Origin of the sequence: Eubacterium callanderi (assembly GCF_900142645.1) — a bacterium.
Lineage (GTDB): Bacteria > Bacillota > Clostridia > Eubacteriales > Eubacteriaceae > Eubacterium > Eubacterium callanderi.
Genome location: NZ_FRBP01000014.1, coordinates 17,775 through 32,741, shown reverse-complemented (window position 1 = coordinate 32,741; position 14,967 = coordinate 17,775). Strand labels below are relative to the sequence as shown.

14 protein-coding genes and 1 tRNA gene are annotated in these 14,967 nt (G+C 50.6%); 11 read left to right on the top strand and 4 right to left on the bottom strand.

The genetic code is table 11. The features are described from left to right. Nucleotides 1–41: 41 nt before the first annotated feature. Both BUC22_RS17520 and BUC22_RS17515 read right to left on the bottom strand, forming a co-directional pair. Entirely contained in the window at nucleotides 42–1,511 is a 1,470-nt protein-coding gene (locus BUC22_RS17520) for an NAD(P)/FAD-dependent oxidoreductase (RefSeq protein ID WP_013382519.1), read from the bottom strand. Between the two features lie 103 nt (nucleotides 1,512–1,614). After that, nucleotides 1,615–2,652 carry an asparaginase gene (locus BUC22_RS17515; RefSeq protein ID WP_013382518.1) on the bottom strand — a complete coding sequence of 346 codons (1,038 nt, stop codon included), beginning with the start codon at nucleotides 2,650–2,652 and terminating at the stop codon, nucleotides 1,615–1,617. Nucleotides 2,653–2,820: 168 nt separating this feature from the next. Between BUC22_RS17515 and BUC22_RS17510 the strand changes: the two genes are divergently transcribed. The 3 genes from BUC22_RS17510 (at nucleotide 2,821) to BUC22_RS17500 (ending at nucleotide 5,464) form a co-directional block, all read left to right on the top strand. Then, on the top strand, nucleotides 2,821–4,440 hold the full coding sequence (locus BUC22_RS17510) for a hydantoinase/oxoprolinase family protein (protein WP_013382517.1): 1,620 nt from the start codon (nucleotides 2,821–2,823) through the stop codon (nucleotides 4,438–4,440). A gap of 121 nt (nucleotides 4,441–4,561) precedes the next feature. After that, nucleotides 4,562–4,638: transfer RNA gene (locus BUC22_RS17505), tRNA-Arg, on the top strand. Nucleotides 4,639–4,846: 208 nt separating this feature from the next. Beyond that, complete coding sequence (locus tag BUC22_RS17500) at nucleotides 4,847–5,464, top strand: hypothetical protein (RefSeq protein WP_013382515.1); 618 nt, start codon at nucleotides 4,847–4,849, stop codon at nucleotides 5,462–5,464. 33 nt (nucleotides 5,465–5,497) lie between these two features. Here BUC22_RS17500 and BUC22_RS17495 read toward each other — a convergent pair whose 3' ends face one another. Continuing rightward, entirely contained in the window at nucleotides 5,498–6,133 is a 636-nt protein-coding gene (locus BUC22_RS17495; RefSeq protein WP_013382514.1) for a DUF3786 domain-containing protein, read from the bottom strand. A 294-nt stretch (nucleotides 6,134–6,427) separates the two neighbouring features. Here BUC22_RS17495 and BUC22_RS17490 point away from each other — a divergent pair, with 294 nt between their 5' ends. The 7 genes from BUC22_RS17490 (at nucleotide 6,428) to BUC22_RS17460 (ending at nucleotide 12,918) form a co-directional block, all read left to right on the top strand. Beyond that, nucleotides 6,428–7,309, top strand: coding sequence for a class I SAM-dependent methyltransferase (locus BUC22_RS17490; protein ID WP_143163947.1), 882 nt, complete (start codon nucleotides 6,428–6,430; stop codon nucleotides 7,307–7,309). Beyond that, the gene (locus BUC22_RS17485; RefSeq protein WP_013382511.1) at nucleotides 7,306–8,298 is read left to right on the top strand and encodes an ABC transporter permease; all 993 of its coding nucleotides are present in this window, start codon (nucleotides 7,306–7,308) and stop codon (nucleotides 8,296–8,298) included. The genes BUC22_RS17490 and BUC22_RS17485 overlap by 4 nt, the downstream gene beginning before the upstream one ends. After that, entirely contained in the window at nucleotides 8,288–9,139 is an 852-nt protein-coding gene (locus BUC22_RS17480) for an ABC transporter permease (protein ID WP_013382510.1), read from the top strand. Before BUC22_RS17485 ends, BUC22_RS17480 begins: the two co-directional genes overlap by 11 nt. Next, entirely contained in the window at nucleotides 9,136–10,047 is a 912-nt protein-coding gene (locus tag BUC22_RS17475; RefSeq protein WP_013382509.1) for an ABC transporter ATP-binding protein, read from the top strand. Before BUC22_RS17480 ends, BUC22_RS17475 begins: the two co-directional genes overlap by 4 nt. Next, a complete protein-coding gene (locus BUC22_RS17470) occupies nucleotides 10,037–10,723 on the top strand; it encodes an ABC transporter ATP-binding protein (RefSeq protein WP_013382508.1) in 687 nt (228 codons plus the stop codon). Before BUC22_RS17475 ends, BUC22_RS17470 begins: the two co-directional genes overlap by 11 nt. Nucleotides 10,724–10,752: 29 nt before the next feature. Next, nucleotides 10,753–12,396 (top strand): ABC transporter substrate-binding protein, encoded by a 1,644-nt coding sequence (locus BUC22_RS17465; RefSeq protein WP_013382507.1) that lies wholly within the window; start codon nucleotides 10,753–10,755, stop codon nucleotides 12,394–12,396. A gap of 321 nt (nucleotides 12,397–12,717) precedes the next feature. Next, nucleotides 12,718–12,918, top strand: a complete 201-nt coding sequence (locus BUC22_RS17460) for a cold-shock protein (RefSeq protein WP_013382506.1) — start codon at nucleotides 12,718–12,720, stop codon at nucleotides 12,916–12,918. 43 nt (nucleotides 12,919–12,961) lie between these two features. Here BUC22_RS17460 and BUC22_RS17455 read toward each other — a convergent pair whose 3' ends face one another. After that, nucleotides 12,962–13,171, bottom strand: coding sequence for a hypothetical protein (locus BUC22_RS17455; RefSeq protein ID WP_013382505.1), 210 nt, complete (start codon nucleotides 13,169–13,171; stop codon nucleotides 12,962–12,964). A 754-nt stretch (nucleotides 13,172–13,925) separates the two neighbouring features. On the opposite strand from BUC22_RS17455, the gene BUC22_RS17450 reads away from it, so the two are divergent. Continuing rightward, nucleotides 13,926–14,840, top strand: coding sequence for a tyrosine-type recombinase/integrase (locus tag BUC22_RS17450; protein WP_013382504.1), 915 nt, complete (start codon nucleotides 13,926–13,928; stop codon nucleotides 14,838–14,840). Nucleotides 14,841–14,967: the final 127 nt, after the last annotated feature.

Below are 14,967 nucleotides of genomic sequence, written 5' to 3'. Positions count from 1 at the left end.
TTTTGACTTATAATATAAGCTTCACTGCGCTGTACGCAGGCTTATTCGTCGTTCATGTGCGCTTCGATGTAAGCGACAATTTCATTTTTGCCGATGCGGTTGACCCCACTGTGCTCAATGTCAAAGCCCGGGTCAATTTCGTAGCCCAGCTCCTTCGACATAACCTCAGCGACACGCGGCCGGCAGAAGGTGCCCTGGCACCAGCCCATACCCGCACGGGTACGGCGTTTGATGCCATCAATGGTGGTGACAGGAATACCGCGGTGCATGGCGTCTAAAATGGTCGCCTCGGTAACCTGTTCGCAGCGGCAGACCATGCGCTCTGGATCGCCCAGCGGCAAATCTAAAAGCGGCAGGATTTCCTTCATGGGCGCCAGTTCCTTCTTGGTGATGATGGGATCGCGGTGGGGGTTGAAGCTTGGGTCTTCCTTTAGCGCAAGGCCAGCGTCCTTCAGTATCCCGGCGACCATCTGAGCGATGGCCGGTGAGGAGGTGATACCCGGCGACTGGATACCGGCAACGTTGATGAAATGCGGCACACGGCTTTCCTCAATGATAAAGTCGTCAGTGGTACTGACCGCCCGCACGCCTGTAAAGCTGCGGATAAACTGCTTGATGTTCAGCTTGTCCGTGGTCAGTGTCGCCTCCTTGAAAATTTTCAGAAGGCGCTCGGCGTGGGTATCGCGGTCAACGCTCTCCTCATTGACAGCGTCCGGGCCAATGAGCAGATTGCCGTGATAGGTCGGAGTGACCAGAATGCCCTTGCCCATCTTAGTCGGCATCTGGAACAGCACCTGGTTGATGGCAGAGCCGGAGCCGCGCACCATGAGCAGATACTCGCCGGAGCGCGGGAGGATCTGGAAGTCATTCAGGCCCACCATAGCGGCGATTTTGTCCGAGTACAGCCCGGCAGCGTTGACCACGTAGCGGGTGTTAAAGACCTGGTCGTCACCGGCGATGACGTCAAAGCCGGTTTTGGTCTGTTCGATGGCTTTTACAGGGGTTTCAAGGTAGAGCTCCACACCGTTGGCCACGGCGTTTTCGGCCAGAGCGATGGCCATTTCGTAGGGTGAGCAGACGCCAGCGCCCTTACAGTACAGCGCGTACTTGACCTCAGGGTTGACATTTGGCTCAATTTCCATAATGGCGTCGTGGTCCAGAATTTCAAGGTCTGGGAGGCCGTTGAGGCGTCCGTTTTCAAGCAGGTCCTCCAGCCCCTTTTTCTGTTCTTCCTCAAAGGCAAGCACCAGCGAGCCGATGGGCGCAAAGCCAAAATTCAGCTCCTCATTCAGTTTTTCAAACTGCCTGCGGCCCTGGTAGCACACGCGGCCTTTGAGCTTGGCGTGGGCTTCGGCGTAGCCGCCGTGGACAATGGCAGAATTTGCTTTGGTGGAGCCCATAGACACATCGTTTTCCTTTTCAAGCAGGGCGATTTTGAGATCATAGCGGGAGAGCTCACGGGCAATGCTCGTTCCGATGATTCCAGCACCGATTATGACAACATCGTACATTTATATTACCTCCTAAATTCGTTACCTTAATATATATCCTTATTTTATAACGAAAAACAGAAAAGATAAATGCAAATTTTTGCTAAATGCGAATTATTTTAATTTACACGAACTCAAAGAAGCGTTCAGCGCGCATATAGGCCACTGGATTGGTTTCTTTCTGGTTATAGGCAAAATAAAGCTTGGTGACCGCAGCCTCAAAGGAAATGTTTTCCAGCGGAATGCCGCCCCGCCCGATCAGGTCGTGGCCAGTGGCGTAGAGGTCGCCTTGGGCGTTTTTAAAAGAGATCAGGTAGTGGTCGACCGACGGATGGCTGGCGATGAAATCGGCCAGAGAAGCGCCGCCAGGGCCCTCAGCATTGCCGGTGGCTGAGTGGTAGAGGGCGTGGAGAACCGCGGCCGGCGGCGTGGTGCCCAGATCAATATAACGGTAATCCATGCCCGGGTAAACGCGCAGAGCCAGCACCTTCTCGGTAAAAACTGGTGTGGATACCCAGCCGGTGTGGTGCGCGCGTTTCTTTAAGGCGTCCATGGACGGGCTAAGACGCGCGTTTCCGTGAGACAGGCAGTGACGGTCATTGACAGCAAAGGGACGTCCGCCAAAGCTCAGAAAATTGTCGTTGATCCAGTCCGCCTCCAGAAGCCGTGTCCCCAGATGGATCTGCGTTTTGCCGTCTTTATTTTCATAGACGGTAAAAATGCCTGGCAGGCCGGTGTTCAGGATAAAATCTACCGCGCCGCTGAAATTGGGCAGGGCATTGCTCTCAGGGTGGCCCAGGGGATGGTTCGAGCAGACCAGCACAATGGGAATGGGTGTGGTATTAAAAAAGTAGCTTAAAGCCGCCGCTGTGTAGGGCAGGGTATCGGAGCCGTGTGTCACGATAATACCCTTGTACCGGTCAAAATCAACGGTTTTCAGGGCATCTATGATCTGGGACCAGTGGGCGGGCACCAGGTTTTCGCTCAGAATGGTAAATGGACGGCTGACCTCAAAATCGACCAGCCGGGACGCGCTTTTCAGGTAAGTCTGGATCAGGGCGTCGCCCTTTTCAGGGTCTACGTCAATGCAGCCGTCATGAATGGCGCTGCCGATGGTGCCGCCGGTTTGCAGCAGAAAAATATTTTGGATGGTGGGATACATAGGCACTCCTTGCTTTTCGTTTTGTTTTAGATCATTTTAACACAGAAAAGGGCCAGAGGCCACTGATAAAAGCGCGTGGAAAGAACGCGAAACAGGAGAGACTTCCAGGCGGATATTTGTTATAATGGGTTCATCACAGACAGGTTTTAAGACAGGAAGGAAATTTCGATGCAGACAGTATTAGGAATTGATACCGGCGGAACGTATACCGACGCCGTTTTACTGGAACAAAAAACAAAGAAAGTGCTGAAAAAAGCAAAATCACCGACCACCAGAGACAATCTGGCTGTCGGTATCGGTAAGAGTATCCGCGGCCTTTGCCTTGACCCGGCAGATACCATCGAGAAGGTAGTGCTGTCCACCACGCTGGCAACCAACGCCATTGTCGAGGGCGAAGGGCGCCCCACAGGCCTGATCATCATCGGCGAGCTGCCAAAGGGCGAGCTGCCCGACGCGCACAGGGCCCAGGTCAAGGGGAAGGTCAATATCAAGGGGAAGGAAGTTATTCCGCTGGATACGGCGCAGGTCATTGAGGCCTGCGCAGCCATCGCGCCCCAGGTGCAGGCCTTTGCCGTGTCCGGAATGATGAGCGTGCGCAACGCCAGCCAGGAGCTGGCCGTCAAGGATATCATCAAAAAGCAGTGCGCCCTGCCAGTGGTCTGCGGCCACGAGCTCAGCAGTCAGCTGGGCTTCCATGATCGAACCGTCACCACTGTCCTCAACGCCAGCCTGATCCCCATCCTCGAGGATTTTATCCGCGCGGTGGAGGTGACGCTGGCCGACCAGAGCATTGACGCGCCCGTGTATATGGTGAAAGGCGACGGCAATCTGGCCAGCCTTTCCTTTATACGGGAAAAGCCCATCGAGTCTATTCTGTCCGGCCCGGCAGCCAGCATCATCGGCGCGCTGAGTCTGGCAGGCTGCGGAGACGGCGTGGTTGTCGATATGGGCGGCACCACGACCGACAGCGGCATTGTTTTAGACAATACCCTGACCCTTGCGCCCATCGGCGCCCGTGTCGGCGACTGGCAGACTCAGATCGACTCCGCCCAGATCAATACCTGCGGCCTGGGCGGCGATACGCAGATCATCGCAGTGGACGGGCACCCGACCCTGACAGGACGGCGCGTCCTGCCAGCCTGCCGCGGCGGCAGAGATGGGCTGACCCCCACCGATCTGCTGCACTACACCGGAGATTTTGAGGGCTGGGACCGTGAGCTGGTCGTCGGCGCTGTGGACGCCCAGACCGATAAAGCCCCCGACGCCTACGTCGACGAGGCCGCAGCGCAGATACTGGAAACCATCAGGACAGAGGTGCTCAGCCTGTACGAGGCGCATCCGGTCCCCATCATCGCCATCGGGGCACCGGCCAAAACCTGGTATGAGAAAATTCACGAGGAAACAGGCTGCACGGTCATTGTCCCAGAGCATTACGAGGTCGCCAACGCTGTGGGCGCAGCCATGGCCGCCGTCGAGGAGCGCGTGACCGCACTGGTGCGCCCCGACGAGGAAAACGACGGTTATGTGGCCCATGTGGCGGGCCAGTGCCGGAGCTTTAAAGATAAAGCCGAAGCCGTAGACTTTGTGAAGCAGGAAACCGAAGCCCGGGCCGCCGCCGCCGCGAAGGCGCAGGGCGCCCCAGACATTAGCGTCCAGGTATTCTGCGATGACATTGTGGAAAAAATCGGCTGGCGTGAGCGCTATATTGAGACCCGCGTAAAGGCCGTCGCCAAGGCTACCACCCTCAAGCTGAAAATGCAGGAGGAAAAGGACGAAAGACGTCCATAAGGATTTTAGCGGCAAAATACGCGCTGCTTGAAATTTTTTAAAACTTTTTTCAAAAAAGACTTGCAATCTTTTGGAAAGCTGTTATAATATGAAAGGTAAGCACGACAGGTGCTCACAATGCGTGCCACTAGCTCAGCTGGATAGAGCGTTCGGCTACGAACCGAAAGGTCGGGGGTTCGAATCCCTCGTGGCACGCCATATATACAGCAAACAGACAGGCTTTCGAGCCTGTTATTTTTTTACCCGTTTTCATTAAGTTTTTCAAAAAAATCAAAATATACATATTTGAAAAAAGTCCAGCATCTAAGAAAATCATGTTATAATCATAAAAAGAATAGCATAAAGGAAAAATGACAAAACGAACCGCGGGCAAGGATATGTAAGAAATTTACTGGAGGTTGCTGCAATGAAAAAAGAAAAAGTCCTCGCTGTCAGTATCTATGTTTTGGCTGGGATTGTGTTTTTGCTGATGCTGTTTATTTTTGTCAGCCTGTTTATTCTTGGACCCAGAAAGCAGGCAAAGCAGCAGGAGCAATACCAGGAACTGGTTCAGCAGGGGGAGGCCAATAAAGAGATAGCCATCGTGTATTATCAAAAACAATTTCAACAGTATTATCCCAACGCGTATTTAGAAAATGCTTTGAAATTTGATTCAGAATATAGTGCATCCCTGTTGCTGCCCAACGAGGTGCTGGGAGATAATGTCAGCAATTACCAGGTTGCGATCAAGAATGGCGGAATTGAGAATGACTGGAATACCCAGCGAAGTTTGATCGTAGAGGCAACAATAGAAGCCCAAAGTGAACAGAAAATTGAGGCAGACCAGAACATTGCAGCACAAATCATTGAATACATTGTTAAGCCAGTTGCACCTAATTTTTCCAAGGATGAGGCAATAACGGCGGTTAAAAGGGGGAAATACAAGGAGAATGGCGTTATAATCGAGAATCTTCACCTGGATTTTCCTTCAAAATTAAAAACCCGCCTGACCTTTGAGTTTAATACTTATCGTGATGCCGCATAATAAAAAGCGGATCAAACCCGATCCGCTTTTTATTTAAGAGACAAACGCAGTCTCCAATTCCCTCAAAATGAACTCACCTGCCACAACCGCGTCCTCAATGGTCAGATAGTGGGAGGCGCTTTTGCTCAGCAGCAGCTTACCCTCGGGTGGAAACTCATCATCGTCAAACCAGATCTTTAGCGCGATGGGGTAAAAGGGAAGAAATGGAAGGACAGCGCAGAGGTCTGCGTTTGACGGCACAAAGGCCGCGTCCAGTTTCTGGAGGGCGGCTTTCACCTGCTCAGGCCGTCTGCCTGTAAGAAAGGCGCGCAGGGCCTGCGCGGCAGTGTGGTCAAACTTAGTGCCGCGGATCAGGCCCTCCTGCTGGTCGGCAAAGGGAACAAAGGCGTCGGAAACTGGTGTTTCGTCCGCCAGATCCATATAGTGGAGCAGAACAAGGTGAAACCACTCGTCGATGGCCTCCTTACATTCAAATCCTGGATAAGTGATGGTGTAGGTGCATCCAAGGCTGGGGACCGTGAAAACCGCGTCCTTCGGAGCAAAGATAACGCCTGCTTTGCGGGCAAGGTCATCCGGCGGACGCTGTTCCAGCCGCTTTTTTGCAGACTTGAGCATTTCATTAAAGGCCCGGTTATCCTGGGCTTGTTTTGGGTTTGATGGGTCGGCCATGTTGGGTTCCCCCTTTAAATTTTTATAGAATTGCCCTTTTATCAGGTTACTATTTATAGTAGCTTATTTCCCTGTAAAAATCAATCCGAAAAGTACTGGTGATATTAGGTATGCGTAAAAACACAAAAAAAGCTTGTGAAAACCTTTTATCTCTGCTATACTATAGCTTATAAACGTACAGAAAAATTTTAAAAGTGAATAAAAAATATTGAAGCTTGAAGGCTGTTGATTTGATTGTAATCATGGCTTTTGAGCTTTTTTTGTTGTGCAATAAAAAAGTAAAGGTAGAGTTCAGTGAATCGAAGAGAAGAATTTTGGGTGAAATGCTGGAGGGACGCAGCGGAAAAATCTCTGTACCGGGAAACCTTTCCAGAGGAACGTAAATGCTGGGATGCCACGGCAGATTATTATGATGCGGGTATGGGCAGCAGCAACGAACGGGTAGATGTCCTGCTCGGGTATTTAAAACGACAGGGCTTTTGGAATGGATCGAAAAAACAAATACTGGATATAGGCAGTGGGACAGGCGCTTTCGCGCTGCCCCTCGCGGCGTGTGGCGCGGCGGTAACAGCCCTGGACTGCTCGCCGGAGATGAACCGCATTGTCCGTCAGAAAGCTCGGGAAAAGGACCTTAATGTGAAGGTACAGACTGGCGACTTTAACCGGCTGCCGTTTGAAACGCGGGCCTATGATCTGGTAATCGGAAGCATGAATCCGGGCCTTTACCATCCAGAACCCTTTTTAAGAATGCTGAGCCTCAGCAGGGATCTGGTGGTATATGTGGGTATTTGCGATACGCCCGTTAAAAAGAAAGACAACGGGAGCTGTAAATCCTTAGACGAAATCCTGCTTGGTCACACCCTGACTCACAGCGGCAGCAACCACGTGCAGTACCCCTGTCAGCTTTTAAAAGCGATGGGCTACAGACCCGTTGTGCTGCCAGTACAGTGCCAGTGGCGCTGCGAGGAGGAGGAAGCTCTGGCAGTAGGCCGCCTCATCCGCCATTATGAGACCGTGGAAACAGGGATCATTGTTAAAAACTGGCGTGAGGCGATCCGCGCTTATGTAAAAGACGCTTTACAGGATGGACGTTTTATCAACGAGGGGAAAACCGTTATGGGCGTTTTAGTCTGCTCGCTGAAATCAGAAGAAACAGCGATGGAGATGACTGTATGAGAAAAGTGCTTTATTATCTTCTCCGCGCCCTTGCATTAATCCTGGTCGCAATCAGCCTGAACTTTTTATTAGTCCATCTGATGCCCGGAGACCCGCTGCTGCACATATTGGGAGAGGAAGAGTATTTTACACTCTATTACAATTACCCGGAGATTCTGGATAAAGTGAGAGCTCAGTACGCTCTGGACGGCTTTCTTTTTGAGCAGTATATCCGCTTCCTTTGGAATACCGTCACCTTTCAATTTGGAAAATCTTATATCAGCGGCCAGAATGTGGTTCAGGTGGTGCTGTTCCGGCTCCGCTGGACCCTGGTTCTGTCGGTTACCGCTATTATTCTGTCCTCCTTTGTGGGCGGTGCCTTAGGCATTTTTGCAGGGTACCATAAAGGCGGACGGGCAGATTCGGCGCTGACATTTGTTTTTCTGCTGTTCGAGACAATACCCGCCAACTGCCTGGCACTCATCGTTCTGGTGATCTTTGCCTTTAACCTCCACTGGTTTCCCGTTGGGGGCATGGCCTCGGGCGGATTGACAGGGTGGGCGAAATTTGCGGATACGCTCTACCATATGGTGCTTCCGGTCAGCGTGTTAGCCCTGTTTAAAACCTCGACCAATTTTCTGATGATGAAAAGCTTTGTCTCGCAGATTCGGGATGAAGAGTACATTCTCACCGCTGAGGCCAAGGGGCTGCCCCGGCACAAGGTGCTGTTCAGGCATGTGCTGCGCAACGTGGCCGTCCCCTATGTGACACTGCTGTGTATGCAGTTTGGCTATATGCTCGCAGGCTCAATGCTGATCGAGGTTGTTTTTTCATGGAAAGGCCTGGGAACCCTTATTTACGACGGTGTTATCCAGCATGACTATCCAACCGTTCAGCTGTGCTTTCTGCTCATTGCGGTCTGTGTCATCTTTTTTCAGTTCATTGCGGACATTCTCGCGTGGAAATTTGATCCGAGAATAAAGGACGGTGCGGTCATTCATGAAGCTTAAAAAACAGAACTTGAAAGGAGTGCACCTTTGTGTCTGGATCGGGACGGCGATTCTGGTTTTCTTTGTCTTTGTGGCTGTTTTTGCAGAACAGCTTATGCCATATGGGATGGAAGCCCTCACAGCGCCCTTTCAGAGGCCGTCCCCGGAGCACCTGCTTGGAACAAATGATATTGGGCAGGATATTTTCAGCGAGCTCATTCTCGGTACCCGGACAACCCTGCTGACAGGAATCACCGCGGCGGCGTGTATCATTATTATCGGCACAGGCATCGGTCTGGCAGGCGGTTATTTTGGCGGCCGGCTGGATCAGGCCCTGCAGTCCCTGACAGCCGTAGGGATGACCATCCCGCAGCTGCCCTTCGCCATCGTATTTGTAGCGTTTATGGAGCCGAGCATGTGGAACATTGTGATCGCGATCTGCGTGACCGCGTGGCCGACCACAGCCCGCCTCGTCCGGGCAAAGGTGCTGGAAGTCCGTCAGCTCCCCTTTGTCCGGGCCGAGGAGATGATGGGGCAGAAATCCAGCGTTATTATGCTGCGTCACATTTTACCCAATATGAGCGACATTGTCCTGATGCGGGCAACTTTGGCAGTAGCGACCTCAATGGTAACCGAGGCGAGCCTGAGCTTTTTGGGGCTCGGCGTCTATGACCAGAAAAGCTGGGGCTCCATTTTATACTACGCCTTCCATAAAAACGGTGTCGTGGCGGGCTACACCTGGTGGTACGTGCCGCCAATCATCTGCATCAGCCTCTGCATCTTTGCCTTTGTGCTGATCGGCTATTATGGGCTGGGAACCAAGAGCCTGGGAAAAAGTGAGGAGTATCAGGTGATACAATGATTGAGATCAAAAATTTGACCATACAATTTAACAGACAGCCGCCAGTGGTGGAGGATATGAGCCTTACCGTGCCAGAGGGAGGACGCACTATTATTCTGGGCGAATCCGGCAGCGGCAAAAGTGTGACGCTGGCGGCTATATTAGGCATTTTGCCAAGTGACGCCGCAGTGCGGGGAAGCATAAAAATCGGTGGGACCGAGGTGCTGGGCCTCAGAGAGCGTGAGCTGCGCAAAATAAGAGGAAAGGTCATCGGGTATGTTCCGCAGGGAAGCGGAAACGGGATGAACCCGCTGATGACCGTCGGGGAGCAGGTGTCCGAACCCCTTGTTGAACACAGCGGCCTCAAAAAAGACGAAGCCCTTCAAAAGGCAAAAGCGTGGATGGAAAGGCTGGGCCTGACGCCAGCCGATAAACTGGCAAGGGCATACCCTCATACCCTGAGCGGCGGCATGCGCCAGCGCGCCCTCATGGCAATGGGCGCAGCCGGAGGCGCCAGAATCCTTTTGGCAGATGAGCCCACAAAGGGCCTGGATGAAAAAAGGATCGCAGAGGTGGAAAAGCTTTTGCTGTCAATGGATGACCGCACATTGCTGTGCGTCAGCCATGACCTTCGTTTTGCCAGCAGAATCGCCGATACCGTCTGTGTCATGTATGGCGGAAAAACCGTTGAGGTGGCCCCCGCCAAAGCGTTTTTTAAAAAACCAAAGCATCCCTACAGTAAAATGCTGCTGGAAGCGCTGCCGGAAAACGGATTAAACTGCCCGGGCGGCTATGCGCCTTCCATTGACAAACGCTTCGCCTGCGCCTTTGCGAACCATTGTCCACAGGCCAGCGGAAAATGCTTTGAAACGCCGGAGATGGTCAGAGTAGAACAGCATAATGTGAGGTGTCATCTCTATGGGGCTTAAAATTGACCACGTATCACACCGCTATCCCCAGCAGGAGGATTTTGTCCTGAAGGATGTTTCAATCACACTGGAAGACAGCCAGATTGTGGGTCTTTTAGGAACAAGTGGAAGCGGAAAATCAACACTGGGACAGATCGCCGCCGGTCTGCTCCGACCAGCACAGGGAAAAGTGCTCTATAATGATGAGCCCTTTCAGGCCCTGCCCGCCAGGGAAAAAAGGCGAAAGCGTATCCAGATGATCTTCCAGCACCCAGAGGTGTCCTTTAATCCCAGACTTTCACTGGATAAAAGTATGGAAGAAGTTTATAAGCTCTGCGGTAAAGCGTATAACACAGAAGCGCGGCGTGAAATGGCCGGGCAATTTGGTATTTATCCAGAGCAGCTGAAGCGGGTGCCGGCACAGCTTTCAGGAGGTGAGCTCCAGCGCCTTGCCATTGCAAGGGCGCTTTTGCCAGAGCCCGACATCCTCATACTGGATGAGCCCACGTCCATGCTGGATGTGATCTCGCAGGCGCAGGTCATGCGGATGCTGCTCGCGCTGCAGAAAAAAAGAAAGCTGTCCTATCTTTTTATTACCCATGACGTAGCCCTCTGCCGTTATGTGTCAGATAAGATATATACCATTGAAGAGGGCGTCATTGTTAAAGACCAACAGCTCAATCCGGCTGTTGTTTAAAATAACCATTTACAAAGGAGTAAAAAGAAATGAAAATTAAAAGAGTGATTGCGGCCTGTTTAGCGGCCGTGATGATGGTGCTGCCCCTTTCGGGCTGTGGAAATTCCAGCGGGGAGCAGCAGGGAAACGGATCAGGGCATGTAGAGGTGCTGCGCATCGGGACAACCTACAAAAACGATGGCTACAGCGCCATGAACAGCGAGAGTGCCTATGGCCGTCTCAACTACCATTCCTTTTCGCAGCTGAATTTGTGGCGTTTTGATGAGGAAGGAAAGCTGACCGGAGACGGCTGCTTTTTCAAAAAATGGGAGATCAGCGATGATAACAGGCAGGTTACCCTCCATTTCGACCCGCTGGGCAGCCTGAAATGGCATGACGGCGAGCCCGTGACCATTGAAGATGTGCTGTTTACCTTCGACTACTACAAACAGCAGAACATGACCTGGTTCTTAAAGATCACTTCTGTCGACCAGATTGACGATACCAGTATCCGTCTGAATTTTGACGAGGACGAAGCCTTTGCGTTTATGAATGAGGCAACCCTGTCTTACTACATTTTACCAAAACATATCTGGGAAAACGTCACAGAGTCCAAAAAGTATACAGAGCCCAACGCCGCAGTCGGCTGCGGACCCTATAAATTCGTTTCAGCCGACGCGGATGCCCAGACCTCCTATTATGAAGCAGTGAGCGATTACCCGCTGGGAGAGATCACCGTAGATAAAGTTGAGCTGAAGAGCTTTGATAACCAGTCTTCCCTGATCATGGCAATGCAGTCCGGGGAGATCGACGTCATGTACGGCTACTCCTCCTCACTGGACACCACGTTGCTGCCAACCATCGAAAGCGACCCCAATATCGACCCGGGAGAAAGCCTGAATTCCGCCACCTATCAGATCGTTTTCGGGTTCAATCAATACCCGACAAATGACCTTAATTTCAGAAAGGCCGTGCGTTATGCCCTGGATTATGAACTTCTTGCGCAGTCCATTGGCGGCGGCCACGGCCAGATCGCCAATGAAGGCGCTGTATCTCCGGCATGCCTGGGCTATGACAGCAGCCTCCCGGAAAACAAACGGGATCTCAAAAAAGCGGCCGAGCTGCTGGACCAGGCAGGCTTTGTGGATAAAGATGGCGACGGCATGCGCGAGCTTCCGGACGGCAGTCCCATGAACGTAAAAATCGCCCTCCAGGGATCAACCGAAATCTATAAGCGTATCGCAGAGATGATCCAGACCAACCTGGCAGAAGCAGGAATACGGGTATCCGTTGACGAGCAGACCATTTCAAACCCCGACTATACCAAACAGCTGAGAACCAACAGCGCGTATGAGATCTATCTGGGCATGACCACCGTCGGCATTGCCAGCTGGACAGGCATTGCCAGCTACATTGCCGATATTACCATGACCAGCAACCAGCATTTTGGAACCTACGCCGACCCGGCCTATCTGGACGCCTACTCAGGAATGATGAAATCCAAAAACTACGACGAGTACAGCGCAGCCTTCAAGGATATCCAGAAAATGAACGCTCAGGAAGCCCCAGGTATTGCCCTGGCCATCATGAAAACCTACTTCCCTTACCGCACCGATAAAATCACCGGCTGGGTAAACTACCCATCACGCGGTGTGATCAACGGCGAGACCTGGTACAAGGCCGTCGCAAAATAATACGCGAAGCCTGAATTTATAAAAGCTGCACTGCGCCACAAGAGCCGATGCAGCTTTTATTTTGCTCAGGCATTTCCAGCTTGAGATTGGAGCTTTCTTAAGAGATTCTGCAGACTTATAAAGAAAATTTGACAAAGCATATTTATTCAGGTATACTAAGAGTGTATTTAAGAGAGTATCAATTGATTTCACATATTTTTGCAAGTCGTTTTTGTCTACTTAAGTTCAATGTAAGCTTGGTGACAAGAGGGTTTGCAAAAATATGTGTTTTTTTATTCTACGATTGCAAATATAATATAATATCTTAGGAGGTACCAATTAATGAATAATGGTACAGTAAAATGGTTTAACAGTGACAAAGGTTTTGGTTTTATTTCAAGAGAAGAAGGCGATGACGTATTCGTTCATTTTTCCTCAATCATGGGCGGCGGCTTCAAGACTTTAAATGAAGGCGACAAGGTAAGCTTTGATATCGAACAGGGCGCTCGCGGCCTTCAGGCTTCAAACGTATCTGTTATCTAAATAAAACGCTGTAAAAAGCTTTAAGCCGGATTTAAAATCCGGCTTATTTTTTTGTTGGCGGTTCTTCCAATATCCAGGCACTGGCCTGTTCCGATTTCAAGTGAATGGTGTAGCCAAGCTCCCTGGCCGCGAGGACAATTTCGTCCGGTAAACAACAGTTGGAAAAATAAAGCGTTAACTGTCCTTTGGGATTAAAGGTTTTGTGTAAGGTTTGTTCAATGATGTAATCTTTAATAGCTGCTAATCGTTTCATGTACAGGCCTCCTTGTTTTTTTTATAAATATATCCAAAAGAAATTTTTTTTAACTGCTATAAGATGGTTTAAAAACACCTTAAAAGGGTATAAATATTCTTGTCAGCATATACAAATCTCCTATAATTTGTATGGTAACCTCTTTTCATTTAGCTCAGTCTCCCTGCGGGACCCCCATAAAGCCACTCTCCAGAGTGGCTTTATGTTTAAATGCTTTTGTATTGGATATAAATAGTTCTGAACAACATACCTCAAATTTAATTTACATCTCCCCCAAATTTTACTCTCCCTTTTAGCAGCCTCCGGTCAAGAGCCGGAGGCTTTTTTTATTTCAGGCATAAAAAAAGACCAGCCAGCGCTGGACATCAATAAAAATCTAACAGGTTTGTCTCAGATGGCTGCGGTCTACTAAAAAAGATAGGGGTAGTACCGTGCTCTGAGAAAAACGTTAGACTTCTAATTACTTTTTAATTATACCACATCTGCGTCTGTTATGCAAAAATCCTTAAGACATGCCTAAAAGAGACTAAAAAGAAGAGCGTATGTTTAAACTCCCCGCCCAGGGGTATAAATAGTTCTGAACACACATACCTCTTACTTAGATTAAGCGAAATACCTAATCTCCCCCAATACTTTTCCTTTCAAGCGCCCCCGGTTTTTAAGCCGGGGGTTTTTTGTGTTTGAAAATCAAACAGATTATAATAATCCGGGTGTACAATAGAAGCTGAGAAAAGCAGAATAAAGGAGTTTTACAGTGAAGACAGACATCACTTTAGAGACCTGGCTCGGGGAGCAGGAGGCCGACGTTAAGGGCAGCAGCCTTAAAACCTATAAGAGCTATGAGCGGGTCCATATACGCCCTTTTTTGGGCCATTTATATCTGGCTGAAATTACAACTAAAAAGCAGAGAGCCTTTAAAAAGCAGCTGTGTGAAAGCCTCGCAGATAAAACCGTGCGGGATATTTTATCCTATCTGCGCACCCTCCTCAAAAGGGCGAAGCAGAAAGGCTACACGGTGTGTATCAAAACCCCGAAAACAGCGGTGGAATGGCGTGAAAAGGAGGTTCCGGATTTTCAGGAGCACAAGGCTCTGAGCGAAAAACTGAGGCACAGCCAGAAGCCAGTGGATATGGGCATTCTGCTGGCCATGTCCACTGGCCTGCGGCTAGGGGAGGTGCTGGGCCTGAGGGTAAAGGATGTTGATCTCAGGGCCAGCGTGCTGCATGTGCGGGCCAACCGCCAGCGTATCTACGATCCCAAAACAAACACCTACCCGGTGAGGGAGCAGACCCCCAAAACGCAGAAAAGCTGCCGCAGCATCCCCCTGCATCCCGCGCTCAAAAACGCGCTGGCGCACTATCTGAAAAATATGGGAAACCCCGATAAAGAAAAGCCCCTGATCGCCAACCGACAGGGCAGGGCCTACGACGCCCGCACCCTCCAGCGCCGGTTTCAGGCCGTGAAAAAAGAGCTGGGGCTGCGGCCCGGCGTCACCTTCCACAGCCTGCGCCACAGCTTTGCCACCCGAGCCCTGGAGCTGGGCGCCAGTATCCATACCTTGTCCGAACTGCTGGGCCACAGCAGCGTGGCCTTTACCCTGAACACCTATGGACACAGCGTGACCGAGCAGAAGCGGCTGGAAATGGAAAAAATAGCCAAATGCTTTTAAATAGAATAAATATGACGTTAAGTTAGGAACTTAACGTAAAAAGTAAAAGCAAAACTATTAATAAGGGTAGCATATTAAAATAAAAATAACAAGTATAAACAAAATAACTTTACAAACAACTCGAAAT